Source organism: Rhizobium sp. G21 (assembly GCF_014158035.1).
Classification (GTDB): Bacteria; Pseudomonadota; Alphaproteobacteria; order Rhizobiales; family Rhizobiaceae; genus Rhizobium_E.
On the sequence record NZ_JACFXW010000002.1, the window covers coordinates 530,359 to 556,743 of the forward strand.

At 62.5% G+C, this 26,385-nt stretch carries 19 protein-coding genes and 2 pseudogenes; 13 read left to right on the top strand and 8 right to left on the bottom strand.

Annotated features, from left to right (window positions below; translation table 11 throughout):
* The first annotated feature begins 200 nt into the window (after nucleotides 1-200).
* From H2O14_RS23735 to H2O14_RS23745, 3 genes are all read left to right on the top strand, one after another.
* Entirely contained in the window at nucleotides 201-2,354 is a 2,154-nt protein-coding gene (locus tag H2O14_RS23735; protein WP_182829824.1) for an indolepyruvate ferredoxin oxidoreductase subunit alpha, read from the top strand.
* Nucleotides 2,355-2,364: 10 nt separating this feature from the next.
* A complete protein-coding gene (locus H2O14_RS23740; protein WP_182829825.1) occupies nucleotides 2,365-3,924 on the top strand; it encodes an indolepyruvate oxidoreductase subunit beta family protein in 1,560 nt (519 codons plus the stop codon).
* A gap of 304 nt (nucleotides 3,925-4,228) precedes the next feature.
* The gene (locus H2O14_RS23745) at nucleotides 4,229-5,161 is read left to right on the top strand and encodes a dihydrodipicolinate synthase family protein (protein ID WP_182829826.1); all 933 of its coding nucleotides are present in this window, start codon (nucleotides 4,229-4,231) and stop codon (nucleotides 5,159-5,161) included.
* 76 nt (nucleotides 5,162-5,237) lie between these two features.
* On the opposite strand, the gene H2O14_RS23750 is transcribed toward H2O14_RS23745, so the two are convergent.
* The 3 genes from H2O14_RS23750 to H2O14_RS23760 form a co-directional block, all read right to left on the bottom strand.
* Entirely contained in the window at nucleotides 5,238-5,744 is a 507-nt protein-coding gene (locus H2O14_RS23750; RefSeq protein ID WP_182829827.1) for a MarR family winged helix-turn-helix transcriptional regulator, read from the bottom strand.
* A gap of 13 nt (nucleotides 5,745-5,757) precedes the next feature.
* Nucleotides 5,758-7,347, bottom strand: a complete 1,590-nt coding sequence (locus tag H2O14_RS23755) for a phytoene desaturase family protein (RefSeq protein ID WP_182829828.1) — start codon at nucleotides 7,345-7,347, stop codon at nucleotides 5,758-5,760.
* Between the two features lie 75 nt (nucleotides 7,348-7,422).
* Nucleotides 7,423-8,208: a cyclase family protein gene (locus H2O14_RS23760; protein WP_182829829.1), complete on the bottom strand. Its 786-nt coding sequence runs from the start codon at nucleotides 8,206-8,208 to the stop codon at nucleotides 7,423-7,425.
* Nucleotides 8,209-8,496: 288 nt separating this feature from the next.
* On the opposite strand from H2O14_RS23760, the gene H2O14_RS23765 reads away from it, so the two are divergent.
* Both H2O14_RS23765 and H2O14_RS23770 read left to right on the top strand, forming a co-directional pair.
* Nucleotides 8,497-10,068 carry a phytoene desaturase family protein gene (locus H2O14_RS23765; protein ID WP_182829830.1) on the top strand — a complete coding sequence of 524 codons (1,572 nt, stop codon included), beginning with the start codon at nucleotides 8,497-8,499 and terminating at the stop codon, nucleotides 10,066-10,068.
* Nucleotides 10,069-10,152: 84 nt separating this feature from the next.
* Nucleotides 10,153-10,641 (top strand): MarR family transcriptional regulator, encoded by a 489-nt coding sequence (locus H2O14_RS23770; RefSeq protein ID WP_312858708.1) that lies wholly within the window; start codon nucleotides 10,153-10,155, stop codon nucleotides 10,639-10,641.
* 26 nt (nucleotides 10,642-10,667) lie between these two features.
* Here H2O14_RS23770 and H2O14_RS23775 read toward each other — a convergent pair whose 3' ends face one another.
* Nucleotides 10,668-11,318, bottom strand: a complete 651-nt coding sequence (locus tag H2O14_RS23775; protein WP_182829831.1) for a TetR/AcrR family transcriptional regulator — start codon at nucleotides 11,316-11,318, stop codon at nucleotides 10,668-10,670.
* A 152-nt stretch (nucleotides 11,319-11,470) separates the two neighbouring features.
* On the opposite strand from H2O14_RS23775, the pseudogene H2O14_RS23780 reads away from it, so the two are divergent.
* Together H2O14_RS23780 and H2O14_RS23785 are read left to right on the top strand one after the other, a co-directional pair.
* Nucleotides 11,471-13,506, top strand: a pseudogene (locus H2O14_RS23780) (FAD-dependent oxidoreductase).
* A 61-nt stretch (nucleotides 13,507-13,567) separates the two neighbouring features.
* Nucleotides 13,568-14,482, top strand: a complete 915-nt coding sequence (locus H2O14_RS23785; protein WP_182829832.1) for a DMT family transporter — start codon at nucleotides 13,568-13,570, stop codon at nucleotides 14,480-14,482.
* A gap of 66 nt (nucleotides 14,483-14,548) precedes the next feature.
* On the opposite strand, the gene H2O14_RS23790 is transcribed toward H2O14_RS23785, so the two are convergent.
* The 4 genes from H2O14_RS23790 to H2O14_RS23800 are packed head-to-tail and all read right to left on the bottom strand — an operon-like array spanning nucleotide 14,549 to nucleotide 19,822.
* Nucleotides 14,549-17,656 (bottom strand): efflux RND transporter permease subunit, encoded by a 3,108-nt coding sequence (locus H2O14_RS23790; RefSeq protein WP_182829833.1) that lies wholly within the window; start codon nucleotides 17,654-17,656, stop codon nucleotides 14,549-14,551.
* Nucleotides 17,656-17,790: a hypothetical protein gene (locus tag H2O14_RS28635; RefSeq protein ID WP_281410048.1), complete on the bottom strand. Its 135-nt coding sequence runs from the start codon at nucleotides 17,788-17,790 to the stop codon at nucleotides 17,656-17,658. Before H2O14_RS28635 ends, H2O14_RS23790 begins: the two co-directional genes overlap by 1 nt.
* The gene (locus H2O14_RS23795) at nucleotides 17,787-18,728 is read right to left on the bottom strand and encodes an efflux RND transporter periplasmic adaptor subunit (RefSeq protein WP_182829834.1); all 942 of its coding nucleotides are present in this window, start codon (nucleotides 18,726-18,728) and stop codon (nucleotides 17,787-17,789) included. The genes H2O14_RS28635 and H2O14_RS23795 overlap by 4 nt, the downstream gene beginning before the upstream one ends.
* On the bottom strand, nucleotides 18,725-19,822 hold the full coding sequence (locus H2O14_RS23800; RefSeq protein WP_182829945.1) for an efflux RND transporter periplasmic adaptor subunit: 1,098 nt from the start codon (nucleotides 19,820-19,822) through the stop codon (nucleotides 18,725-18,727). The genes H2O14_RS23795 and H2O14_RS23800 overlap by 4 nt, the downstream gene beginning before the upstream one ends.
* A 126-nt stretch (nucleotides 19,823-19,948) precedes the next feature.
* Between H2O14_RS23800 and H2O14_RS23805 the strand changes: the two genes are divergently transcribed.
* From H2O14_RS23805 to H2O14_RS28060, 6 genes and pseudogenes are all read left to right on the top strand, one after another.
* Nucleotides 19,949-20,593 carry a TetR/AcrR family transcriptional regulator gene (locus H2O14_RS23805; protein WP_182829835.1) on the top strand — a complete coding sequence of 215 codons (645 nt, stop codon included), beginning with the start codon at nucleotides 19,949-19,951 and terminating at the stop codon, nucleotides 20,591-20,593.
* A 273-nt stretch (nucleotides 20,594-20,866) separates the two neighbouring features.
* Nucleotides 20,867-22,408 (top strand): peptide ABC transporter substrate-binding protein, encoded by a 1,542-nt coding sequence (locus tag H2O14_RS23810; RefSeq protein WP_246697777.1) that lies wholly within the window; start codon nucleotides 20,867-20,869, stop codon nucleotides 22,406-22,408.
* A 108-nt stretch (nucleotides 22,409-22,516) separates the two neighbouring features.
* Entirely contained in the window at nucleotides 22,517-23,440 is a 924-nt protein-coding gene (locus H2O14_RS23815; RefSeq protein WP_182829837.1) for an ABC transporter permease, read from the top strand.
* Nucleotide 23,441: 1 nt separating this feature from the next.
* Complete coding sequence (locus H2O14_RS23820) at nucleotides 23,442-24,575, top strand: ABC transporter permease subunit (protein ID WP_409526973.1); 1,134 nt, start codon at nucleotides 23,442-23,444, stop codon at nucleotides 24,573-24,575.
* A gap of 2 nt (nucleotides 24,576-24,577) precedes the next feature.
* Nucleotides 24,578-25,320: pseudogene (locus tag H2O14_RS28055) on the top strand (ATP-binding cassette domain-containing protein); the annotation flags it as partial.
* Nucleotides 25,321-25,332: 12 nt separating this feature from the next.
* Nucleotides 25,333-26,169, top strand: a complete 837-nt coding sequence (locus H2O14_RS28060) for an ATP-binding cassette domain-containing protein (protein WP_409526974.1) — start codon at nucleotides 25,333-25,335, stop codon at nucleotides 26,167-26,169.
* The last annotated feature ends 216 nt before the right edge of the window (nucleotides 26,170-26,385 follow it).

The window sequence follows — 26,385 nt, forward strand, 5'->3', positions numbered from 1 at the left end:
GTCTTTCGCCGTTCGGGAGGCGAAAAAGTCATTTATATTCATTTGCATATGAGGAGCTCAAGCCGAATTTACCGTCCGATTGCCGTAGAAAGAGGGATAAGAAGCCGCCGCTTTTCCCGCTTGACAAACCCCTGAAATCAGAAACATGATTTTGCATATATTATTCTGACGACCTCGAAACGAGGCTAGGGGAACGGACAATGGCCGAACGATCATTTGCCAGCGAGGTCGAAGACCTCAAGCTGGGCGAAGGCGAAATCTTCCGCGGCGAGGGGATCCTGGCCATCACCAAGGCGCTGTTGCAATCCGGCGTCTCCTATGTCGGCGGCTATCAGGGCTCGCCAATCTCGCATCTTATGGACGTGCTGGCCGACGCCAAGGATGTGATGGACGAGCTGGGCGTTCATTTCGAAACCTCCGCGTCCGAAGCCGCCGCCGCTGCGATGCTGTCGGCTTCGGTGATGTATCCGGTGCGCGGCGCGGTGACGTGGAAATCCACCGCCGGCACCAATGTCGCCTCCGACGCGCTGTCCAACCTGTCCTCCGGCGGCGTGACCGGCGGGGCGATGATCATCATCGGCGAGGATTACGGCGAGGGCTCCTCGATCATGCAGGAGCGCAGCCACGCCTTTGCGATGAAGTCGCAGCTCTGGCTGCTGACGCCGCGTCCCAATCTGCCCTCCATCGTCGCCATGGTCGAACAGGGTTTCGAGCTTTCGGAAGCGTCCAATACGCCCGTGATGTTGCAGGTCGGCATCCGCAGCTGCCACGTGCATGGGCAATTCGTCGCCAAGGACAACAAGAGCCCGGAATTTACGCTCCGCCAGGCGCTGGAGCAGCCGATCCGCGATGTCAGCCGCATCGTGCTGCCGCCGGCCTCCTTCCTGCATGAGAAGGAAAAGCTCGAGCGACGTTGGCCCGCGGCGGTCAATTTCATCCGCGAACGGAAGCTCAACGAATATTTCGGTCCCGCCGATGGCGAGATCGGCATCATCCTGCAGGGCGGTCTTTACAACGGCGTGCTCAGGGCGCTGCAGCAACTCGGCCTCGCCGATGTCTATGGCGAATCCTCGGTGCCGCTTTACGTGATGAACGTCTCCTATCCGCTGGTCGATGAAGAGATCGTCGATTTCTGCGTCGGCAAGAAGGCCGTGCTGATGGTGGAGGAGGGCGCGCCGGAATATATCGAGCAAGCGCTCAACACGCTCCTGCGCCGCCGCGACATCCAGACTCGTATTTCGGGTAAGGACGTGCTGCCGATGGGCGGAGAATACACCGCGCCGGTGCTGGTCAAGGGGCTGAAGACCTTCATCGAAACCTATCAGCGCAATCTGCTTGGCAATCAGCCGCCGATCCCCGATCCGACCCCGGTGCTGGCCGATCCGCGCGTCAAAGCTCTGGCCGAAGTCGTACCGCCCCGGCCGCCGGGCTTTTGCATCGGCTGTCCCGAGCGGCCGATTTTCGCGGCGATGAAAATGGTCGAGCAGGAGCTCGGCCAGCATCACGTCTCCGGCGACATCGGCTGTCATCTCTTCTCGATCCTGCCGCCCTTCAATATCGGCGCGACCACGATGGGCTACGGCCTGTCGCCGGCCGCAGCCTCCGCCTTCAACGTCAAGGCCGACAAACGGGTCATCTCGGTGATGGGCGATGGCGGCTTCTGGCACAATGGTCTCGCGACTTCGGTCGGCAATGCGGTGTTCAACAAGCAGGACGGCGTCATCCTCGTCGTCGACAATTTCTACTCCGCCGCCACCGGTGGTCAGGACATTCTCTCCTCGCGCGCCGACAATCCGCGCCGCAAGACCAAGAATTCCATCGTCGACGCGGTCCAGGGCATCGGCGCCACCTGGGTGCGCCAGATCGACCGCACCTATGACGTGACCAAGATGCGCGACACGCTGAAGGAAGCGCTGACCACCAAGGAGGAGGGGCCGAAGATCATCGTCGCCTCCTCCGAATGCATGCTCAACAAGCAGCGCCGCATCAAGCCGCTCTTCGCCAAGGCGGTGAAAGAAGGCAAGCGCATGGTCAAGGAGCGGTTCGGCGTCGACGAAGATGTGTGCACAGGCGATCACGCCTGCATCCGTCTGTCCGGCTGTCCGTCGCTCTCGGTCAAGCATACCGACGATCCGCTCAAGGACGATCCGGTCGCGGCGATCGACAACAATTGCGTCGGTTGCGGCAATTGCGGCGAAGTGTCGGAGGCGGCGGTTCTCTGTCCGTCATTCTATCGCGCTGACATCATCCACAATCCCACCCGCTGGGACCGTTTTGCGGCGTCCGTCCGCGCCAAGGTGATCGGCTGGCTGCAGGCCCGCCGCGCCGCGGGCCGCGTCAGCTTCGCAGATTGAGGAGAGCGTCATGAACGAACATGTGTCCATCGACGCCCTCCGCACTGAGCGCCTCGCCACCGACAAACCGCTCGCCATCGCCGTGCTCGCCATGGGCGGGCAGGGCGGCGGCGTGCTGGCCGACTGGATCGTCAGCATGGCCGAGGCGCAGGGCTGGATGGCCCAGACCACCTCCGTGCCGGGTGTCGCCCAGCGCACCGGCGCGACGATCTATTATATCGAAATGCTGCCGGAGCGGGACGGCCGCGCGCCGATCTTCTCGCTGATGCCGACGCCGGGCGATGTCGACGTCGTCATGGCCGCCGAGCTGATGGAGGCCGGGCGCTCGGTGCTGCGCGGTCTGGTGACGCCGGATAAGACCACGCTGATCGCCTCCACCCATCGCTCCTTCGCGGTCGCCGAAAAGCAGACGCCGGGCGACGGGATCGGCAATCCCGAGACCGTGGTCGAGGCGACCGATTTCGCCGCGCGCCGCACCATCGCCTTCGACATGGAAACGCTCGCCGTGCGCAATGGCAGCGTCATTTCCGCCTCGATGTTCGGCGCGCTGGCCGGCTCCGGCGCCTTGCCGTTTCCGCGCGAAGCCTTCGAGGCGACGATCCGCGCCGGCGGCAAGGGCATCGAACCCTCGCTGAAAGCCTTCGCCGCCGCCTTCGACCGCGCCCGCGACAAGCCGCGGGATCCCGTCTCCGCCAAGCCGGTCAAGCGCCTCGATCCGCTGCCGGCCTCGGCCGGTCATGCGGATCTCGATCGTCTTGTGGCGCGCATCCGCTCGGACTTCCCGGAAGTTCTGCACGCCATGCTCTACGCCGGCGTCAAGAAGCTGACCGATTTCCAGGATCCCGCCTATGCGGGTGAATATCTCGACCGGGTCGCGGCGCTCTTCGCGCTAGACCGGGCACAGGGCGGCGCGGACAAGGACTTCGCCTTCTCCCAGCAGGCGGCGAAATATGTCGCGGTCGCCATGGCCTATGACGACGTGATCCGCGTGGCCGATCTGAAGGTTCGTCAGTCGCGTTTCGAGCGGGTGCGGAAGGAAGTCGGGGCCAAGGACGACCAGATCGTCTATATGACGGAATATATGCATCCGCGCATGGAAGAGGTCTGCGGCACACTGCCGAAGGGCTTCGGGCTGTGGGTCGAGAACCGGCCGGGCCTGTTTGCCTTCCTCGACCGCCGGATCAACAAAGGGCGCCGGGTAAAGACGGCGACGCTCTTCTGGTTCTTGAGCCTCTATATGGTGTCGGCGCTGCGCTCGCGCCGTCGCGGCACGTTGCGGCATGCCCGCGAAATGGAGCATATGAACGCCTGGTTGAAAGCGGCGACGGATCTGTTGCCGGTGAATTACGATCTCGCAGCGGAAGTTCTCGCCACGCGTCGTTTGGTGAAGGGCTATTCCGACACCCATTCGCGCGGCCTGTCGAAATTTGACCGAGTCCTCTCTGCCCTGCCGATGCTGCGCAATCGCGAAGACGGCGCCGACTGGCTGCGTCGTCTCAAGCAGGCGGCGCTGCTCGATGAGGGTGGCATCGCGCTGGACGGTGCGCTCAAGACCGTGGCGAGCCTCTAAGGCTTTCCATTTCGGTCGCGTCGCAGCGTACAACTTCCTCCGCTTGACGCTGACGATTTCCCTGCCGTCGGCTTTGCCGACGCTTTCCGGCCTTCCTTGCAAAGGGAAGGCCGGTTTTTGATTGTGCGGCGACTGTTCACGGTCTTCTGAAATATCAACTGCGCGGTAAGATAAGGATATAAAATCAGGGCGTCACGAAGTCGTTTTTCGATCGAACAAATTCAATGGACACGTATATCGAGATCTGATATATCAGTTTCATCAGATTGATCGAGGCAGTGCTGCCCACACGCAGGAGACCCTAATGACGGCGAACGTATTCAGCGGCTGCATGCCCGCGCTCATGACCCCTTGCAATCCGGACCGGACGCCGAACTTCGATCAACTGGTCCGAAAGGGCAAAGAGCTTATCGCTGCCGGCATGTCCGCCGTCGTCTATTGCGGCTCGATGGGCGACTGGCCGCTTCTCACCGATGAAGAGCGCCAGGAAGGCGTGCGTCGCCTCGTCGAAGCCGGCGTGCCGGTCATCGTCGGCACGGGCGCCATCAACACCAAGTCCGCCGTCAGCCATGCCGCGCATGCCGCCAAGGTCGGCGCCAAGGGCCTCATGGTCATTCCCCGCGTTCTGTCGCGCGGAACCTCGGTCTCGGCCCAGCGCGATCATTTCTCGGCCATTCTTTCGGCCGCCAAGGATCTGCCGGCGGTTATCTACAACAGCCCCTATTACGGCTTCGCCACCCGCGCCGACCTGTTCTTCGACCTGCGTTCGAAGTTCTCCAATCTCGTCGGCTTCAAGGAATTCGGCGGCAAGAAGGACATGACTTATGCGGCCGAGAACATCACCTCGGGCGATGACGCGCTGACGCTGATGGTCGGCGTCGACACCGGCGTCTATCACGGCTTCGTCAATTGCGGGGCCGGCGGCGCCATCACCGGCATCGGTAATGCGCTGCCCAAGGAAGTGCTGCATCTCGTGTCGCTTTGCGAAAAGGCCGCCAAGGGCGATCCTGCCGCCCGCCGCGAAGCGCTCGAACTCGAAGAAGCGCTGATGGTGCTCTCGACCTATGACGAAGGCGCTGATCTCGTCCTGCACTACAAATATCTGATGGTGCTGAACGGCGACACTGAGTACACGCTGCACTTCAACGAGACCGACGAGCTCAGCGCCTCGCAGCAGCGTCATCTCGAAAACCAGTATGCCCTGTTCAAGGCCTGGTACGCGGCCCGTTACGCCTGAACGGCATAGGGCCAAACTCTTGACGCCCTGCGCCTGAATGGTGCGGGGCGTTTTGCGTTTCAGACGGAGCGTTCGGTCAGATATCGTTCTGACGGATATTGCGCAGGATCCGGTGCAGCACGCCGATGAATGTCTTGTACTCCTCTTCCTCGATGCCCTCAAACATCTTGAGGAAGTCGTCATACATGGTCGGCCAGATCTTTTCGAACGCAGCCCTGCCTTCCTCGGTGATCGTCACGTCGCGGACTCGCATGTCGTCGGGGCGCGGCTGGCGGCGGATAAAACCCTGTTCCTCCAGCGATTCCAGAGTGCGGCTCATGGTCGATTGTTCGGTGACGGCGAAGACCGACAATTCGTTGATGGTCACCGACGGCGTGATCGACAGGATGGCGAGCGCCCGCATCTTCGCGGTTGTGATGTCGAGCGCCTTGAGGTCGTCTGCAAGATTGGCGTTCCAGCGCGCGATCACCCTGTTCATGAGATAGGGCGCGAAGTTGTTGAGCCCGATTTCTCCCATGGTCGGGCGCTTGTTCTCCGGGCCCTCGACCGGCCCGAACACGGCGCCAGAAAATCGATCCGTCATGCAACCTTCCTGTTCATGTCAGCGATGAGGCCAAGAGGAAGCCGGAGCCGCCGCCGAGGCCGGGCCCGGGATGCGTCGAGGCGCCGATATGATAAAGCCCGGGAACATGGGTGCGGTGGTTAACCGAGGACTTGAACGGACGCCAGAGGAAAAACTGGTCGACGCCGCAAAAGCCGCCATAGGGATCGCCGCCGACGAGATTCATGTTCATGCTTTCGAGATCGCTCGGCGCATAGGCGCGGCGCGCCAGCACATTGTCGGACCATCCGTCGATATGGCTTTCGAGAATGCGCTCGACGCGATCGGCGAAACGTTCGCGCAGCTCTTCGGTCCAGCGACCGTCGGCCGGGATCGGCAGTTCTGCGGCGGCGTCACCCTTGATGTGGCGCGGCGTTTCCGGCAGTTGCAGCCAGAGGATCGACTTGCCCTCCGGCGCGCGGCTCGGATCGAGCGCGGCGGGCTGGCCGACGCAGATGGTCGGCACGGCGGGCAGGAGACCGCGCTCGCATTCATTGGCGGCGCGCGACACGCCGTCGAGGCCCGGAGTCAGATGCAGCAGCGCCACCTGGCCGAGTTCGCCGCCGGCTTTCCAGCGAGGCGGCGATTTCAGCGCGTAATGGATCTGCATATTGCCCTTGCCGTAGCGAAAGGTCTTCAGCCCTTCGCCCACGTCCGCCGGCCGTGGCTTCGTCGAGCTTTTCAGCAGGCGATCGTAAAGTTGCGTCGGCGTCACCGAGGCGATCACGCCGCTCTTGGCCTGAAGCGTTTCACCGCTGGCGAGGCGGACGCCGTTCGCGCGGCCGCTTGCGTCTTCTGTGACAACATCGACATCGGCATGTGTGCGGATCTCGCCGCCTTGGTCCGTGATCAACCTTTCAAACGCTTTGAGCAGATTGTCCGCGCCACCCTTGACGATCGGGCAGCCGGCCAGTTCGATGGCGAAGCCGATTACCTTCAGCATTTCGCCGGAATAGGCGCTTTCCGGATTGAGGCCGCAATGCAGCACCCAGGGGGCGAAGAGCGCCTGCAGTTCCTCGGAGCGGTAAGTGGCCTCAAGATGCGACCTGCCGCTGACCAGCGCTTCGCCGAACCAGGCCGCCAAGCCGCGCGGGCCGCGCCGCCAGGCTTCCTTCAGCACGGTTTTGAGCACGCTGCCCGACCAGAGCGAGCCGCCCAAAAGCGAAAATAGGAAAGGCGCATCGGCGCCGAGTCTGTCCATCTCGCGCGAAAAGGCTTGTCCGTCGCCAGCGGCGAAGGCGTCGAAGGCTGAGACGTTGCGCTTGCGGTCCATCGACAGGATTGCATGGCGGCCATCCGGCATCAGGACGCCGGTGGGCAGAGGGGAATGAGCGAATTCGAGCCCGCGCGCTTCGAGATCCTTGCCGAGCGCGCCATAGGCGGGCGAAGTCAGGAACAGCACCATGGTCGTCGCCATAACGTCATGGCGGAAACCCGGCTCGGTGATCTCTTCCGTGCGCAGGCAGCCGCCGATGCGGTCATTGCGCTCCAATACGAGCACCTTCTTGCCCCTCTTGCCGAGAAGCGCCGCTGCAATCAGCGCATTGATGCCGCTGCCGACGACGATATAGTCATGGATGCTCATGGCGTCCGTCCTGCCTCATGCCTCTGTCTCGCGCATCGGAAAAAGCCGGCGGAAATATCCGCCGGCTTTCGATGCTTACTTGCTGATCAGCGCCAGCGCGCGGATCGGCGACCCCGTGCCCTTGACGAATTTCAACGGTGCGGCGATCAGGATCGCGCCCTTCGCCGGCAGTTTGTCGAGATGGCAGAGGCTGGCGAGACCGTAGCGGCCGGCCTTGTGCATGAGGTTATGGGCGGGGAAAGGCGGGTTCATGCCGCCGGCCGAGCCGGCGTCGGTGCCGATGGTTTCCTGACCCCAGCCCATGATGTTCTTGGACACGAGATATTCGATCGCTTCGGCGGTCGGTCCCGGCGAATGTGGGCCGTTCTCGTCGGCGTTCAGGAAGGTTTCGGTCGAGCCGTTCCGCTTGTACCAGTCGGTGCGCATCACCACCCAGCTGTTGGCTTCGATCTCGCCATGCTCGGCTTCCCAGGCTTTGATACTGTCGACCGTCAGCAGGTAATCCGGGTTTTCCGCGGATTCCTTGGAGCGGTCGATGACGTTGACCGGACCGACGAAAGCCTGCGGCGGAATGGTGTCGGTGGTGTTGCCCGGCAGGTCCTTGCCGGTGATCCAATGCGAGGGGGCGTCGAAATGCGTGCCGGTGTGTTCGCCGAGCTCCAGCCAGTTCCAGGCCCAGAACGGGCCGTTCTCGTCGTATTGCGAGATCTCGTGCACCTTGACGCTCGGCGTGTTCTTGCCGAACTGCGGCGGCAAATAGAGGACCGGCGTATTGGGACCGAGCGGCGCGGTGAGGTCCACGACCTCGATGGAACCGGAAAGAAGCGCTTTCGCGACATCGGCGAGAATGGTGGCTGACATGATCTGTTCCCTCTTTGCCAGGGTCTCGCTGCGGCCGGTTGCAAGCGCCGCAGCTGCCCGATGACGCCGACGCTAAGTCAGTAAATATGAAAATGCAAGTATCGTTCGGGCGGCTGGATGAGCGGGCCGGCGTGCGAACACTTCACTTCATCTCGTTGAAGCTACTCATCAAAACGCCATTCACGCGCTCGCGCTAAAAACCTTTAGGCTTCAAATATTTTTTGCTTGCCGCTCGGCCTTCAAGATGTATGCATATGAAGCTATCGAAAAAAATCGGGGAACGGGACAATGAATTACGACGCCGTGGTCATCGGCGCTGGCCATAACGGGCTGGCGGCCGCCGTGGAACTCGCCTCGCGCGGCTGGAAGGTCGCGGTTGTCGAGGCGAAGGAGGAGGCGGGCGGCGCGGTGAAGACGCGCGAAGTGACCTTGCCCGGCTTCCGGCACGACCTCTGCGCGATGAACCTGTCGATGTTCGCCGGCTCTGCCTTCTTCAATAAAAACAAGGACGCGCTCTTCGCCCACGGTCTCGGCTTTGCGCGGGCGAGCGACTGCTTCGCCAGCGTGTTTCGCGATGGGACCTGGCTCGGCGTCAGTTCCGATCTCGAAACGACGGCGGGCCGGATCGCCGCCCTCTCGGCCCGCGACGCCGCCGCCTGGCGAATGATGTTTTCCGAGTTCGGCGCCGACGCACCGCATATTTTCGGTCTGTTGGGGTCGCCGATGCCGTCGTTCGCCGCCGCCAAGGTGGCGTGGAAGGCTTGGCGCACGCGGGGGACGGCTTGGCTCTATGAGACGGTGAAGCTGCTGCTGTCGTCGCCGCGCGATTTCCTCGACGCCCGTTTCGAAAATCCCAAGGTCAAGGCGATGATGGCCGCCTGGGGCCTGCATCTCGATTTCTCGCCCGATGTCGCGGGCGGCGCGCTGTTTCCCTATCTCGAAAGCATGGCCAACCAGGCCTTCGGCATGGTCATCGGCCATGGCGGCGCCGATACGATCATCAAGGCGATGACGGGTCTTCTGAAGGCGAAAGGCGGCGAGATCATCCTCGGCGCGCCTGTGGCTTCGGTGGAGACGGCGGCGGGCGCGGCGACCGGCGTGCGGCTTGCGGACGGACGCGTTCTGACCGCGACAAAGGCAGTGATCGCCAACGCCCATCCGCAATTGGTGTTCGGCAAGCTCCTGAAACCTGAACCATCACGCGCCGACTTCGATAGCAAAATCGCCAAGTTCCGCGCCGGTCCGGGCACGATGATGATCCATCTGGCGCTCGACGGTCAGCCGGACTGGGCTGCGGGAGAGGCGCTGAAGCGCTTCGCCTATGTGCATCTCGCGCCCGATCTCGAAATGATGTCGCGGGTCTATGCGGAAGCAGTCGATGGTCTCTTGCCGGCCGAACCCGCGCTGGTGATCGGCCAGCCGACGGCGATCGATCCCAGCCGCGCGCCTGAGGGCAAGCATGTGCTCTGGGTGCAGGTGCGCGTGTTGTCGGCGGAAGTCCGTGGCGATGCTGCGGGGGAAATCCACGAGAAAGACTGGGACGCGATCAAGGATGTTTATGCAGACCGCGTGATTGCGCTTCTGGAGCGCTACGCGCCCGGGCTCAAGACCAAAATCCTTGGGCGCTCGGTCTTCTCGCCGGCCGATCTCGAACGGGAAAACCCCAATCTCATCGGCGGCGACAATCTTTCGGGCTCGCATCACCTCGACCAGAACTTCCTCTTCCGCCCGGTCGCCGGCTATTCCCGCTACAAGACGCCGGTCAAGAACCTCTATCTCTGCGGCGCTTCGACCTGGCCCGGAGCGGGCACGGGAGCAGGCTCCGGCTTCATGCTGGCGTCAATGCTGGCGGGCAAGTGAGTTTCCACCGCAGAACATTGAAAACCGCGCGATTTCCGGGCATGAAGCGGGATAGACTGAGGCGAGCGGCATAGGGACAGGCGCGTGACGGCGGAACAGGACAGCGGGATAGAGGCGACCGAGAGCGCGAAGCAGGAATTGCGGGTCTGGCTCAGGATGCTGTCGACCACCAAACTGGTGACGCAGGAGATCCGCCGCCGCCTGCGCGCCGAATTCGGGGCGACCCTGCCACAGTTCGATCTGCTGGCGCAGCTCTATCGCGAGCCGGAAGGTCTGCGCCTCGGGGAAATCTCCAAGCGCACCATGGTCACAAACGGGAATATCACCGGTCTCGTCGAGCGGCTGGAAGCCGATGGGCTTCTCGTTCGGGAAACGCCCGGGGATGATCGCCGCGTGACGGTCGCGCGGTTGACCGAACAGGGTCGGAAGACTTTCGCCGAGATGGCGCGGGTGCATGAAACCTGGCTCGGCGAAATGATGGCGGATGTCGACAAAGAAATCTTCCCGGCGCTCAATCACAGTATCGATCAGTTGCAGGCATCGGTTCGGAATCATCTGTCCGGCTCGGACTGAGCGGCTGAAACATAGGAGGGTGGCGGTCAGTTTTCCTTCGTCGCCAGACGCTCCTCCCTGAGCCTGTGCCTTGAAAAGAATCGGTCGAGTTCGGATTGTTTGGGCGTCGCGCCTCCGAAGATCGTCACATATTCCGGAATGCGCAGGAACCGCGTTTCCAGATTTTCGCGCGTCTGCATGGAGATATAGCCGATCTGCACGAGATATAGGGTGCGCGCATGCACGTCGGCGGACACGGCGTCGAAACCGTGTCGCCGATACATCCGGCAGATCGCGTCGAGCCGCGTTTGATCGGCAGCCTGCACCTCCTTCAGGATGTCGTCCGACTGCAGCGACCAGCCGCGCATGGCGAATTCGAACCTGGAATCGAACAGCGCCGTATCCAGCCAGCAATCGAATACGTTCAGCACCGCCTCGGCGATGGTTTCCGCATAGGCGTCGGTCTGCCGCACCAGATTGCCGGTGTTCTTGTCGCGCCAACGCGCCACGAGCGCATCGAGAAGCTCCTCGCGATCTTTGAAGAACCAGTAGAAGCTCGTGCGGGAGAGACTGAGTCGCTTGGCGAGCGGCAGGATCTTCACCGCATCGACGCCGCCTTCGAGCAGCGCCTCATAGGCGGCCTCGAGCCATCCGTCGATCGATCCGCGCCAGCCGCTGTCCGTCGAAGTCTCAGTCATGAATGATTCCCGATCATCCCACCTGCTTACGACGCTTGGCGGAAATTTTCGATACGCTGGATAAAACTCTAAATGTACACCTATGTCAATATTGTTGACGTCAGTGTACATTTCTGCTTAGATTGCAGCGATCGCCAAAATGGAGCCGCGCCATGTCCAACGACCCCCTGCTGCAACCCTTCCAGCTCAAGCACCTCACCTTGCGAAACCGCATCATCGTGACGTCCCACGAGCCTGCTTATCCGGAAGACGGGATGCCGAAGGAGCGATATCGCGCCTACACCGTCGAGCGCGCCCTCGGCGGCGTGGCGCTGACGATGACGGCGGGGTCGGCGGCGGTGTCGAAGGACAGCCCCCGGTCTTCAACAATCTCCTCGCCTACAAGGATGAGATCGTGCCCTGGGTGCGTGAAATGACGGACGCGGTGCATGAGGCCGGCGCCGCGATCATGATCCAGCTCACCCATCTCGGTCGACGCACGCGCTGGGACAAGGGCGAATGGTTGCCGGTGGTGGCGCCCTCGCATCTGCGCGAACCGTCTCATCGCGCCTATCCGAAAAAAATCGAAGAGTGGGATATCGAGCGCATCATCAAGGACTTCGCCGACGCCGCCGAGCGCATGCAGGCGGGCGGCATGGACGGCGTCGAGCTCGAAGCCTATGGCCACCTGATCGACCAGTTCGCCTCGCCGCTCACCAACGAGCTCGATAGCCCCTACGGCGGCTCGTTGGAAAACCGCATGAAGTTCTGTCTCGATGTATTTGCCGCCATTCGAAAACGCGTCGGCGACAAATTCATTCTCGGGGTCCGCTATACGGCCGACGAGCAGTTGAAGGGCGGGACCGGCAAGGCCGAGGGCCTGGAGATCTCCCGCCGCCTGCGCGACAGCGGGCTGATCGATTATCTCAATGTGGTGCGCGGCCATATCGACACCGATCCGGGCCTGACCGATCTCATTCCCATTCAGGGCATGGCCAATTCGCCGCATCTCGATTTCGCCGGCGAAATCCGCGCGGCCACGAATTTCCCTACCTTCCACGCCGCCAAGATCCCGGATGTCGCCACTGCCCGCCATGCGATCGCCGCCGGCAAGGTGGACATGGTCGGGATGACGCGGGCGCACATGACCGATCCGCACATCGTCCGCAAGATCATCGAAAAGCGGGAAGAGGACATCCGCCCCTGCGTCGGCGCCAATTACTGTCTCGACCGGATCTATCAGGGCGGCGCGGCCTATTGCATCCACAATGCCGCGACCGGCCGCGAACTGACCATGCCGCACGCCATCCCCAAAGCGGAGGATAAGCGAAAGATCGTGATCATCGGCGCCGGCCCTGCCGGTCTCGAAGCCGCCCGTGTCGCCGGCGAACGGGGTCACGAAGTCGTCGTCTTCGAAGCCGCAAGCGAAGCGGGCGGGCAGATTCGGCTGACGGCGCAGAGCCCGCGCCGCCGCGAGATGATGAGCATCATCGCCTGGCGACTGGCGCAATGCGAGAAACTCGGCGTCACCATCCGCTACAACACCTGGGCGGAAGTCGACATCGTGCAGGCGGAGAACCCGGACGTGGTGATCATCGCCACCGGCGGCCTTCCGCATACCGAGGTGCTCTCCGAAGGTAACGATCTCGTCGTGTCCTCCTGGGATATCATTTCAGGCGACGTGAAGCCGGGGACGAATGTGCTTGTTTTCGACGACGCTGGAGATCACGCCGCGCTCCAGGCGGCGGAGATCCTCGCCAATTCCGGCGCCAAGGTCGAGATCATGACGCCGGACCGGTCTTTCTCGCCCGAGGTCATGGCCATGAACCTCGTGCCGTATATGCGCTCGCTGCAGAACAAGGACGTCACCTTCACCGTGACCTATCGTCTCGAATCCGTCGAGCGTCATGGCAACGGCCTCGCCGCCCATGTCGGCAGCGATTACGGCGGCGTATCCAAGACCCGGCATGTGGATCAAGTGGTGGTCAACAACGGCACGATCCCGCTCGACGATCTCTATTTCGAGCTGAAGCCGCTGTCGGTGAATGCAGGCGAAGTCGCCTATGACGATCTGATCGACGGTCTGCCGCAGACGGTGTCGCGCAACCCGGAGGGCCGCTTCCAGCTGTTCCGGATCGGTGACGCGGTGTCGGCCCGCAACACACACGCGGCGATTTATGACGCTCTGCGGCTGGTGAAAAACATCTGATGGGCGCGGGCGTGTCGCAAGCGGACCGGACGCAGACTGCGGATCGGTGTCTGATCTCCGCATGACGAACGCCCGCATTCCTCCCGCTGCAACCGCGGCGTCCCGCAAGAGCCCGATTGCCGCCTACGGCTTGATCGGGCTCGAAATCGCCATGCTGCTCTCTTGGAGCGCGGGCTTTATCGGCACCCGCTTCGCCAGCGATCACGCGCCGATCTCGCTCATCCTGTTGTGGCGCAGCCTGGCGTCCGGCCTGCTTCTTCTGCCCGTCGCCCTGGTGTTCGGTCCCAAAATCCGTCTGCGCGACGCGCTGGAGCAGGCGGCTATCGGCGCGTTCGCCATGGCCGGATATCTCGCCGGCTTCGGCTTCGCGATCGGCTTCGGCGTGCCCACGGCGCTCGTCGCCTTGATCACCGACATGCTGCCGCTCGCGGTGGCCGTCCTGTCCTGGCCGCTTCTCGGACATGCCTTGAACGGGAGACAGTGGCTCGGCACAAGTCTCGGCATGACAGGCGTCGTGCTGGCGTCGATGGAATCCCTGTCGCTCGGATCGGTCGAGATCTGGGCCTATCTCCTGCCTGTGGCGGGGACACTGGCCCTGGCCTGCTCCACCCTCTTGCAGCGGCGGTTCCAGTCACGCGACATGCCGGTCTATCAGAGCCTCTGCATTCAATGCCTCGCCGCAGCGGCCGTCTTCTCCGTCTTCGCCTATCATGAACACGGCGTGGCGCCGGTGCTCGAGCCGGAATTCATCGGCGGCGTGCTCTGGCTCGTCGTGGTGGCGACCTTCGGCGCCTGGACGCTCTACTATGTGGCGCTCAAGAAATCGTCGCCGGCGCGGGTGACCGCCGTGCTCTACGCCAGTCCGCCGGTGACGATGATATGGGCCTGGGCGATGTTCGGCGAACCGATGTCCTGGATGATGGTCGTCGGTCTCATCGTCTCGCTGATCGGCATCGTCACCGTCGCCCGTGGTTGATGCTTCAGGGGTGGGGTTCCAAAACGAGCGCGGCCCCGTTAGCGGGGCCGCGTTGTCGTTTGGATATCAGGCGGGATGAGGTTCTGACGGCTGCGCATGATCTTCCTGCTCCTTTTGCGCCACGTCGGTTGCGTCCGGCCGCTTGATGCGGAACCAGACCACGTAGAGCGCCGGCAGGAAAAGCAGCGTCAGCACCGTTCCGACGATGATGCCGCCCATCATCGCATAGGCCATCGGACCCCAGAAGATCTCCCGGGAGATCGGGATCAGCGCGAGACTCGCGGCGGCCGCCGTCAGCATGATCGGCCGCATGCGATGTTCGGTCGCCTCGATGACGGCGTTCCACGGGGCGAGCCCCTCGTGAATGAGCGTCTCGATCTGGACGACCAGGATGACGGAGTTGCGGATCAGGATGCCGATCAGCGCCAGCACGCCGAGGATCGCCACGAAGCCGAGCGGCGCGCCGCTGGGCAGGAGCGCGGCCACCACGCCGATCAGGCCGAGCGGCGCGACGATGACCACCAGGAACAGACGCTGGAAGCTCTGCAACTGGAACATCAGGATCGTCGCCATCGCCAGCAGCATCATCGGCACCACGGCGGCGATCGGCGCCTGGCTCTTGGCGCTGCTTTCCACCGAGCCGCCCACTTCGACCTTGTAGCCGACCGGCAGTTTGCCGGCATAGGCCCTGATCTGCGGTTCGAGCTTCTGGTCGATCGTGGCCGGCTGGGTGCTGTCCTTGATCGCCACCTTGACGGTGATCGTCGGCATGCGGTCGCGACGCCAGATGATCGGCTGCTCCATCTTGTAGCGGAAATTGGCGATGGAGGCGAGGGGCACCGACTGGCCGTTGCCGCCCGACAGCTGCAGGTTTCTCAGCATCTCCACCGACTGTCGCTCATCCTTCACCGCGCGTCCGACGACATCGATGAGATAGATGCTGTCGCGGATCTGGGTGATCGTCGAGCCGCCCGTCATGTTGTTGAGCGCAGTCGCGATGTCGGAGGAGGTCACGCCGAGTTGGCGGGCCTTGTCCTGCAGGATTTCGACCTTGACGGTGCGGGCGGGCTCCATCCAGTCATAGACCACGCGGCCGAGACGGGGATCGGCGCCAAGGACCGAGCCGATGTCGCGGGCATAGATGCGAACTTTTTCGGGATCGGGCCCCGACACGCGATATTGGATCGGCCGGCCGACCGGGGGCCCCAAATCGAGGAGCTTGACGAAGACGTCCGAGCCCGGAAATTCCTTTTCCGCCGCCGCGCTCAGCTGGGCCCTCAGGCGATCGCGGGCTTCGATGTCTTTCGCGACGATGATCATTTCGCCGAAATTCGGCGTGTTCGGCTGCACGTCGAAGGACAGGATGAAGCGCTTGGCGCCCTGACCGACATAGGACGTCCAGTGATCGATGTCGGGATTGCCGGCAAGGTGCTCCTGCTCGAAACTGTCCATTTCGGCCTTGGTCTGCGCCAGCGTGTAATTCTGCCGCGCGGTCCAGTCGACCACCAGTTCCGGTCGATCGGATGACGGAAAGAACTGTTGCTGCACAAAGCCCATGCCATAAATCGACACGCCGAAGGCGATCAGGGTCAGGGCGATGGTGATCTTCGGCCAGCTGACGCAGACGTTCAGAAGGCTGGAGAAGCTGCGAGCGACGCGCCCCTTCTCCTCGTGATGCTTCTTCATCGTTTTCGGCAACATGACGACCCCGAGCAGGGGCGTGAAGAGCACCGCCACGACCCAGGATACGATCAGGGAAACGGCGATGACCACGAACAGGGTGAAGGTGAATTCACCGGCAGCGCTGTTGTTCAGTCCCACCGGAATGAAGCTCGCGACCGTCACCAGCGTTCCGGTCAGCATCGGGAAAGCGGTCGATGTGTAGACGGCCGTCGCCGCTTTCTGCAACGATTCGCCTTCTTCGAGCTTCGACACCATCATCTCGATGGCGATCATGGCGTCGTCGACCAGCAGGCCGAGCGCGATGATCAGCGCGCCGAGCGAAATGCGCTGCAAGGAAATACCGGCATATTCCATGAACACGAAGGTGATGGCGAGAACGAGCGGAATCGACACCGCCACGACCAGACCGGCGCGCATGCCGAGACTGAGGAAGCTGACGATCAACACGATGGCGATGGCTTCGAACAGCGCCTTGGTGAAGCCGCCGACCGCTTCTTCCACGACCTCCGCCTGTGCGGCGACATGATGGACGCCGACGCCGACCGGCAGATCCGCGATGACGCGCTCCATCGTCTTGTTCAGCGCTTCGCCGAATTCCAGGAGATTGGCGCCGGCTTTCATGCCGATCGCGAGCCCGATCGCCGGCTGGCCGTTGACGCGAAACAGCGGATCCTGCGGGTCGGAATAGCCGCGGGTGATCGTCGCCACGTCGCTCAGCCGGAAAAAGCGGTCATTGACGCGGAGATTGATGTTGCGGAGACTGTCTTCCGAGGCGAAGCCGCCTGACACGCGCAGATTGATCTGCTCGGTGGTGGTGCGCAGCGTGCCCGTGGCCACGACGGCGTTCTGGTTCTGCAACGTCGTCAGGATTTGTTCCTGGGTGACGCCGAGCGCCGCCATCTGCCGGGTGGAGAATTCGAGATAGACGACTTCGTCCTGTGCGCCGATCAGTTCGACCTTGCCGACATTGGGAACAGAAAGGATCTCTGTGCGAGCGGCTTCGAGATAATCGCGCAATTGTCTCTGAGTGAGGCCGTCCGACGTGAATGCATAGATATTGCCGAACACATCGCCGAAGCTGTCGACGAAGGTCGGCCCCTGCACGCCCGAAGGAAGCTGTGGCGCGATATCGGCGATCATATTGCGGACTTTGACCCAGGTCGGCTTGACGTCCGACGCTTTGGTCGTGTCCAGGAGGTTCACATAGATCGTCGCCTGACCGGGCGCGTTCACACTCTTGGTGTAGTCGAGATTATCCAGTTCCTGCAGCTTCTTTTCGATCCGGTCGGTGACCTGGCTGGTCATTTCCTCGATCGATGCGCCGGGCCAGCTGGCCTGAATCAGCATGGTCTTGATGCTGAAATCGGGATCTTCCTCGCGGCCGAGATTGATGTAGGACAGCACGCCTGCGACGGCGGCCAGGATCATGAAGTACCAGACCAGCGACTTGTGCGCGAGCGCCCATTCGGACAGGTTGAATTTCTGGGTCATCAGGGCGCCTCACCGGCAATGCGGACTGTTTGATCGTTGGAAAGCGAGTTGACCCCGGCTGTGACGACGCGCTCGCCGCTCTTGAGGCCGGACAGGATGTAGACGCCGCCATTGGCGGTCGTCTCGCTCGTCACGGTTCGTGTTGAAACTTTCTTGGTGGCGGGTCGACGATCCAGACGAACTGGCTGCCGTCCTTGCCGCCGACGGCGCTTTGCGGCAACCAGATCTGGTCGCGCACAGGCTGGTCAGGGGCAGCGGTCACGGTGCTTCCGAGACGAAGGGTGGACGGCGGGGAGTCGAGGGCGATCTTGGTCCGGAGCGACCGCGTGGCCGCATCGGCCTGTGGCGCCGTCTCTCGCACCTTGCCCTTCACCGTGATGGCGGGATTGGCTTGCAGCGTGACGACGAAAGGCGTGCCGATCGCCGTCAGCGCATCGTAGCTGTCGGAAATGTCGACCACGGCGTCGCGGGCGCCGAGGCCCGCAATGGTGAGGACGGTCTGGCCGGCAGACACGACCTGCCCGACTTCACCGGACACGGCTGAGACGACGCCGTCGGTTTCAGAAGTGAGTTCGGCATAACTCAACTGCTCCTGCGCCTTGGTGAGATCGGCCTGCAGCTGTTGCACCGAGGCTTCGGCGGCTTCGCGCGACTGCACGGATTCTTCGGCGCTTTCCTTCGTCGTAGCATTGGTTGCGAGCAACTTCTTCTGCCGCTCCTCCGTCACCTTGGCCAAATCCAGCTTTGCGGTGGCGGAAGCTAAATCCGCTCTCGCCTTGTCGACCGCGAGACGAAGGCTGGAATCGTCCAGGGTCGCCAGGACCTGGCCTTTTCGAACGAGATCGCCGACATTGACGTTGCGCGCGGTGATGCGTCCGAGAACCCGGAAGCCGAGATCGGCGCTGAAAGCCGCTTCGACTGCGCCAGTGAATCCGATCGCATCGGCGTGGCTGGCGGAGGCGACCGTGGTGAGAACGGGACGAACAGGCGCTTCGGCGGCTCCGGGCGCTTCGTTGCAGGCCGCAAGCGCTGCAGCCATCAGCATCAGCGGAGGAAATAAGATGAGCTTCATTGGACAGCCTCGTCGGTGAAGGCGACTTTCTCTTCGTTGCGCAGGAACTGGCCGCCATCCACCACGAAGATATCGCCCGGCGTCAGCCCATCGGCCAGCACCACCGTGGCGGAATCATAACGCAGCACCGTGACCGGCTTCAGCTGCGTCTGCATGGAGGCTGGATCGACCACCCACACGGCGGGCCGGCCGTCGAGCGAATAGAGCGACTGCCAGGGGATCTTCACGCGCTCGCTGCTGCCGTAGCGGACATGCGCCACCACCGCCGAGCCGAGCGTCATTTCCGGCGGAGGATTTTCGATGGTGAGCTTGACGCGGACGGTTCCGAGCGTCGTGTCGAGCGCGGGACTGATCTCCCGGATCTTCGCTTTGGCGCGGATCGCCGGGCGCGACAGCAGGGACACTTCGATCGTCGGCGGCGTATCGCGGGCGCTCAGCACATTTTCCTGAACGTTGAAGACCGCATCCAGTTCGCCGTCATGCGCGAGCGTGAAGGCGGTGGAGGAGGGCTGAACCACCTGGCCCGTTTCGATGGTGCGGGCGGTGATGGCGCCGTCGGCGTCGGCGCGCAGGACCGTCTGGACCAGCGCGTCTTCAGCCGTCGCCAGTGAGGCTTTCGCCGCCACCAGATCGTTCTGCGCCGACTGGAATTCCTGGACCGCGCTGTCGAGCTGCTGGCGCGACAAGGCGCCGGTCGCGGCCAGCGCTTCGCGGCGCTTCAGCACCGACTGGGCGATACGGAGGCTGGCTTCCTGGGACTCGACCGAGGCGCGGGCGGAGGCGACGTCGGCGCGCTGCTCGGTGTCGTCGAGCGTCGCGAGGATCTGTCCGGTCTTGACGCGATCGCCCACGCCGACATAGCGCGCGTTCACACGCCCGCTCACCTTGAATGAGAGTTCGCTTTCGATCCTCGGCTTGATCTCCCCGTCCCGGAGCCTTCTTCGACATCCCGCGTCAAGGCCGCTGTCTGCACGGCGACCTGCGAAATCGTCGGCGCGGCGGCTTTCTTGTCCGAGTCGCAGCCTGGCAGCGAGAGCATGAGGATGCCGAGAAGAAGCGGGAGCAAAAGGACGCGATTTCCGAAAATTCTCCAGTCATCTGGCCGAGCGGCGCGTTCCAGCATGTTCTTTTCCCATGGAATAGGTCGAAATTTATTCATCGACTGTTGAATATATGCCGAGGAAGCGCTATTTTTGTCAAGTCTCTAGGAGGAGCTAAATTTGATCGATGACATAAAGGGGCAAGAGCGGGGTCGCGGCCGTCCGCGTCGCGGCGAGGGCCATGATCGTGACGCCCTGCTGGCGGTTGCGCTCGCCTGTTTTGCGGAAAACGGTTTCAAGAACACCTCGCTCAGGATGATCGCGACGCGTGCGGGTGTCGATGTGGCGCTGATCTCCTATCACTACGGCTCGAAGCTCGGACTATGGACCGAGGTGATTACGAGCGTCGGCGACGATTCCCTGGCTCGGCTCAAGGGCTTCGTGGTCGAATGCGAAGAACTGGAGGACAGCCAAAGACTTTCCCGGATGACCGCGAAGATCGTCGACATGATCAGCGAGCGTCCCCAATTCGCCCAACTGCTGGTCGGCGAGATCATCGCAGCGGAGGATGACGCGCGGAGCGACATCATCCAGACGCGCCTGGTCGAGCCGATGCTGAGCGTTCTCCTGCCATTCCTCCGGTCCATTCGAGGCGACGAAAAACCGCCCTTGGACGAGGTGCTGATGGTGATCTCGTCTTTCGCCATGGCCGGGCTCGTCGTCTCGACCGGCCCGTTTCTCGCCCGCCTGACGCCTGTCGCCCGCAGCGACGCCGGCTTGCAATCGGCCGTCAGCACTTTGATGCAGAGGATACTGAAAGCTTGAAGCCCGTCGGCGGCAGAAGGCTTCCAAACGCTGTTCACAGCTCATTTCGCTCGCCGTAAATGTCTGATTTCGCCGAATATTGTCGTGGCGAGACGAGCCTGTGCGCAGGCGGAGGCGCTGGGCCGAGCGGATCGATGTTGCAATTTTTCAGGGAGCAAATAGTCTGGCGCCGCGCCAGAGGGGAAACTGGCGGTGAAAAAGAAAGGTGCTGCAATGAGCGTCCATCCCTACTTCAAGTCCTTCAACCGTGTTCTGCTCGGAGGCGCGCTGGCCATGTCGCTCGCGCTTCCGGCGCTCGCGGAAAGCGTGATCCGCCGCGGCAATGGCGGCGAGCCGCAATCGCTCGATCAGGCGCAGATTTCGATCGATATCGAAGGCTTCATCATTCGCGATTTGTCGGAAGGCCTCACGGTCTATGACGCCAAGGGCAAGGTCATTCCCGGCACGGCCGAAAGCTGGACCGTCTCCGAAGACGGCAAGGTCTACACCTTCAAGATCCGCGACGCGGCCAAGTGGTCCGACGGTTCTCCGGTGACCGCCGCCGACTTCGTCTATTCGATGACGCGCCTGCTCGACCCGGCCACCGCCGCCGGCTACGCCAACATTCTCTACCCGATCAAGAACGCAGAAGCGTTCAACCAGAAAAAGGCGAAAGCCGAGGATCTCGGTCTCAAAGCCGTCGGCGAAAAGTCGCTGGAAATCACGCTGGAGCGTCCGACGCCCTATTTCCTTCAGTTGATGACCCATTACACCGCATTGCCGGTGAACAAGGCCAGCATCGACAAGGACGGCAAGGATTTCACCAAGCCGGGCAAGATGGTGACCAACGGCGCCTATATGCTGACGGAATATGTCGCCAACGACCATGTCACCGCCGTCAAGAACCCCAATTACTGGGATGCGGCGAATGTGAAGATCGACAAGGTCATTTACAATCCGTCGGAAGACCAGGCCGCCACCGAGCGCATGTTCGAAAACGGCGAGCTCGACATCGTCTATAACTACCAGGCCGATCAGCGCGACTTCCTCAAGAAGAAGCTCGGCGATGACCAGGTCTACGCCAGCCCGGCGCTGTCGACCTATTACTACGCCTTCGACACCCGTCACGAGCCCTTCAGCGATATGCGCGTGCGCAAGGCGCTGTCGATGGCGATCGACCGCGACTTCCTCGCCGAAAAGATTTTCGGCGGCGCGCAGCTGCCGGCCTACAATCTCGTGCCTCCGGGCATGGAAGGCTACACCGCGCCCAAGTTCGACATCGCCGACATGGACCAGCTCGATCGTGAAGACGCCGCCAAGGCCCTTCTGAAGGAAGCCGGCTACGGCGAAGGCGGCAAGCCGCTGAAGATCGACATCCGCTACAACACCAACGAAAACCACAAGAAGGTCGCCATCGCGGTAGCCGACATGTGGAAAGCGATCGGCGCGACCGTCACCACGCAGAATCTCGACGTGAAGGCGCATTACGCCTATCTGCAGGAAGGCGGCGAGTTCGACGTCGCCCGCGCCGCCTGGGCGGCCGACTACGCCGACCCGGAAAACTTCCTCAACCTGCTCGTCTCGACCAACAAGGCCTTCAACTACGGCCATTGGGTCAACGCCAAGTTCGACGAGCTGATGAAGGCGTCTTATGAGGAACGGGATCAGGCCAAGCGCATGAAGATCCTGGCGGACGCCGAAACCATCGCGCTGAACGAATATTCGATCACCCCGATGATGAACTACGCCAGCCTCTGGCTCGTCAGCCGCAAGGTGAAGGGATTTGAGGAAAACACCGTCAACGAGCACCTGACCAAATATCTCTCGATCGAGTGATCCCGACCGGGCTCGCGTACGCGGACCGTTTTCGGAACACGGGCGCGGCCCAGACGCCGCCGTCTCAACGACGGCGGCTTTGGCCATTTCGTAATCGAGGAGGCGCCCATGTTGCGTTTCGTGTCTTTGCGACTGCTGTCGGCGCTGCCGACGGTCTTCATCGTCGTGACCCTGTCTTTCTTCATGATCCGGATCGCGCCAGGCGGTCCCTTCAATCTCGAGCGGCCGCTGGAGCCGCAAGTGCTCGCCAATATCAAGGCGGTCTATCATCTCGACCAGCCGCTCTGGCTGCAATATGTCTATTATCTCGGCAATGTGCTGCGCGGGGATTTCGGACCGAGCTTCATCTATAAGGATTACACCGTCGCCGAACTCATCCTGCAGGCTCTGCCCTATTCGATGATTCTCGGCGCCTGGGCGCTGGCGATCGCCGTGTTCGGCGGCGTGCTCATGGGCGTGTATGCGGCGCTCCGCCAGAACAGCTGGCCGGATTACGCGCTGATGGCGTTCTCCGCACTCGGCAACACCGTGCCGAATTTCGTGATCGGGCCGATCCTGACGCTGATCTTCGCCGTGGGGCTGCAACTCGTGCCGACCGGAAGTTGGGGCGACGGCGGTTTCCGCAATCTCATTCTCCCCGTGATCGTGCTCGCTCTTCCGCAACTCGCGGTCTTCGCACGGCTGACCCGCGGTTCGATGATCGAGGCGCTGCGCGCCGATCACGTCCGCACCGCGCGCGCCTATGGCCTGCCGGCGTCAAGCGTCGTCGGACGCCACGCGCTCCGCGCCGGGTTGATGCCGGTCATCTCCTATCTCGGCCCTACGGCCGCTTCGGTGTTGACGGGATCGATCATCGTCGAGACGCTGTTCTCGCTGCCCGGCGTCGGGCGCTATTTCGTGCTCGGCGCGCTCAATCGCGACTACACGCTGGTGATGGGCACCGTGGTGCTGATCTCTGTGTTCATCGTCGTTCTCAACCTGCTGGTGGATGTCATCTACGCGTTCATCGATCCGAGGGTGCGCTATGAGTGACATGACCCACCCTGCAACGTCTGCCGTGGCAAGCCCCGAGACCGGCACGGGCCGCAGCCTGACGCGACTGGCGCTCGCTCGTCTCAGCCGCAACAAGGCTGCGGTCGCCAGCATTTTCGCGCTTGCGATGGTCGCGCTGATCTGCTTCCTGGGGCCGCTCTTCAATTCGCACGGCTATTCCGACATCTATCCGAGCTATGTCGCCGTTCCTCCGAGCCTCGAGCAATATCCGCACGAGGATACGATGGAGCCGGTGATGAAGGCGGCGGTCGAACGCGGCCGGGCCGAAATGGAGAGTTTCGAAGTCGACGGCTCGACCTACACGGCCCGTATCCGCGCGGAAAAGCCTCTCGATCCGCGCATCGTGCGTTATCTCGACCGGCCCGACGAGTTCGACGGCGCCGAAATCACCGAGACTTCGATCGATGGCTTGGCCGCCACCGTCACGGGTCGCGTGAACGGTCAGTATTTCTTGCTCGGCACGGATCGCAACGGCCGCGACATGCTAGCCCGCATCATGGTCGGCGGGCAGATCTCGCTGATGGTCGGCATCCTCGCCACGCTGGTGTCGCTGGTGATCGGCGTCGTCTATGGCGCGATTTCCGGCTATCTGGGCGGCCGGGTCGACAATGTGATGATGCGGCTGGTCGAAATCCTCTATTCGTTGCCGTTCATCTTCTTCGTCATCATGCTGGTGGTGTTTTTCGGCCGCCATATCGCGCTGATCTTCATCGCCATCGGCGCGATCAACTGGCTGGACATGGCGCGGATCGTGCGCGGACAGACACTCGCCATCAAACGCCGCGAATTCGTCGGCGCGGCGGTGGCGATGGGCTTGACGGACGGGCAGATCATCCGCCGGCACATCATCCCCAACACGATCGGCCCGGTGGTGGTGTTCGTCACGCTGCTCGTCCCGCAGGTCATCCTGCTCGAAAGCTTCCTGTCCTTCCTCGGACTGGGGGTTCAGGAGCCCTTGACCAGCTGGGGCGTGTTGATCGCCGAGGGCGCGAGCTCCATCGAGGCGGCCTCCTGGCTGCTGCTCTATCCCTCGCTGTTTTTCGTCGTGACGCTGGTGTCGTTGAACTTCATCGGCGACGGCTTGCGCGACGCATTCGATCCGAAGGACCGCTGATCATGACGGACACTGTTCTCGACATTCGCGACCTCAATGTCCGCTTCGACGGCGAAGACGGCGAAATCCACGCGGTGAAGGGCGTGAGCCTGTCCGTCGCCAAGGGTGAAACGCTGGCCGTGGTCGGCGAATCCGGCTCCGGCAAGAGCCAGACCATGATGGCGGTGATGGGCCTCTTGGCGGCCAACGGCCGGGTGACCGGCTCGGCGCTCTATCGCGGCATGGAGCTGATCGGCCAACCGATCAAGACGCTCAACACCGTGCGCGGCGTCAAGATGACGATGATCTTCCAGGAGCCGATGACCTCGCTCGATCCGCTCTATACGATCGGCGACCAGATTGCCGAGCCGATCCGCTATCACCGCAAGGTTTCAAGGCGGAAGCCCGGGCGCGCGCCCTGGAGCTGCTCAATCTCGTCCGTATTCCCGACGCCGAACGCCGGCTCGATTCCTATCCGCATGAAATGTCGGGCGGCCAGCGCCAGCGCGTGATGATCGCCATGGCGCTCGCCAACGATCCGGAACTGCTGATCGCCGACGAACCGACCACCGCGCTCGACGTGACGATCCAGGCGCAGATCCTCGATCTCCTCAAGGAATTGAAGGATCGGCTGGGCCTGGCCATCGTCTTCATCAGCCATGATCTCGGCGTCGTCAGACGCTTCGCCGATCGCGTCGCGGTGATGCGACGCGGCGAGGTGGTTGAGACGGGTGGAGCGGAAGCAATCTTCGCCGATCCGCAGCATGACTACACCAAGATGCTGCTGGCCGCAGAGCCGACCGGTCGCAAAGATCCGCCGCCAGCGGATGCGCCCATCCTGATCGATGCGCGCAACATGTCGATCCGCTTCAAATATGGCGGAGATTTCCTGGGGCGCGGCGTGAAGTATCTGACCGCCGTCGACAAGGTGTCGCTGATGCTGAGGGAGGGACAGACGATCGGCGTCGTCGGCGAATCCGGCTCAGGCAAATCGACGCTCGGCCGCATCCTGCTGCGCCTCTATGACGGCGAGGGGAGGGTGGTCTTCTGCGGCAAGGACATCTCCAAGGCCGACAAGGCGGCGATGCGTCCGCTTCGGCGTGAGCTCCAGCTCGTCTTCCAGGATCCCTACGGCTCGCTCTCGCCGCGCATGACGGCGGGCGAGATCATCACCGAGGGCCTCCTGATCCACGAGCCGCAGTTGAGCAAGGCCGAGCGTGATCGCCGCGCGATCGAAAGTCTGATCGAGGTCGGGCTCGATCCGGCCAGCCGCAATCGCTATCCGCACGAATTTTCGGGCGGCCAACGCCAGCGTCTCGCCATCGCCCGCGCCATCATCCTCAAGCCCAAAGTGATCGTGCTCGACGAGCCGACCTCGGCGCTGGACCGATCGGTGCAGAAGCAGATCATCGAACTGCTGAGGGATCTGCAGGCCAAGCACAGTCTCGCTTATCTCTTCATCAGCCACGATCTCGCAGTTGTCCGGGCGCTGTCGGACTACATCATGGTGATGAAGAACGGAAAAGTGGTCGAGCAGGGGCAAACCGACGACATCTTCGACCAACCCTCGATGGACTATACCAAGGAACTCATGGCCGCAGCGATGGTCGGATAGCGACAATATTACGGGCGGCGGCGGCGTTGCCGCCCGAACGTCTTAAAAATCTGCCACTGTTTCGCCGTTTCGGAACATCGGATGCTTCAAGGTCATGTGGTCTGGCGTTCATCCGAAAAAGATGCTGTTCCGCGCTGGAAAATACGGATGTTGGATGACCGCTGTCTCTCCACAAAAGCGAAGAATGCTTGAAAGTGAGGTGTTTCAAGCTGGTCA

Excerpts from the sequence above, each read along its gene's own strand:
- H2O14_RS23735 (WP_182829824.1), top strand. The coding sequence starts at position 201 with ATGGCCGAACGATCATTTGCCAGCGAGGTCGAAGACCTCAAGCTGGGC.
- H2O14_RS23740 (WP_182829825.1), top strand. The coding sequence starts at position 2,365 with ATGAACGAACATGTGTCCATCGACGCCCTCCGCACTGAGCGCCTCGCC.
- H2O14_RS23745 (WP_182829826.1), top strand. The coding sequence starts at position 4,229 with ATGACGGCGAACGTATTCAGCGGCTGCATGCCCGCGCTCATGACCCCT.
- H2O14_RS23750 (WP_182829827.1), bottom strand. The coding sequence starts at position 5,744 with ATGACGGATCGATTTTCTGGCGCCGTGTTCGGGCCGGTCGAGGGCCCG.
- H2O14_RS23755 (WP_182829828.1), bottom strand. The coding sequence starts at position 7,347 with ATGAGCATCCATGACTATATCGTCGTCGGCAGCGGCATCAATGCGCTG.
- H2O14_RS23760 (WP_182829829.1), bottom strand. The coding sequence starts at position 8,208 with ATGTCAGCCACCATTCTCGCCGATGTCGCGAAAGCGCTTCTTTCCGGT.
- H2O14_RS23765 (WP_182829830.1), top strand. The coding sequence starts at position 8,497 with ATGAATTACGACGCCGTGGTCATCGGCGCTGGCCATAACGGGCTGGCG.
- H2O14_RS23775 (WP_182829831.1), bottom strand. The coding sequence starts at position 11,318 with ATGACTGAGACTTCGACGGACAGCGGCTGGCGCGGATCGATCGACGGA.
- H2O14_RS23785 (WP_182829832.1), top strand. The coding sequence starts at position 13,568 with ATGACGAACGCCCGCATTCCTCCCGCTGCAACCGCGGCGTCCCGCAAG.
- H2O14_RS23790 (WP_182829833.1), bottom strand. The coding sequence starts at position 17,656 with ATGACCCAGAAATTCAACCTGTCCGAATGGGCGCTCGCGCACAAGTCG.
- H2O14_RS23795 (WP_182829834.1), bottom strand. The coding sequence starts at position 18,728 with ATGAAGCTCATCTTATTTCCTCCGCTGATGCTGATGGCTGCAGCGCTT.
- H2O14_RS23810 (WP_246697777.1), top strand. The coding sequence starts at position 20,867 with ATGTCGCTCGCGCTTCCGGCGCTCGCGGAAAGCGTGATCCGCCGCGGC.
- H2O14_RS23815 (WP_182829837.1), top strand. The coding sequence starts at position 22,517 with ATGTTGCGTTTCGTGTCTTTGCGACTGCTGTCGGCGCTGCCGACGGTC.
- H2O14_RS23820 (WP_409526973.1), top strand. The coding sequence starts at position 23,442 with ATGACCCACCCTGCAACGTCTGCCGTGGCAAGCCCCGAGACCGGCACG.
- H2O14_RS28060 (WP_409526974.1), top strand. The coding sequence starts at position 25,333 with ATGCTGCTGGCCGCAGAGCCGACCGGTCGCAAAGATCCGCCGCCAGCG.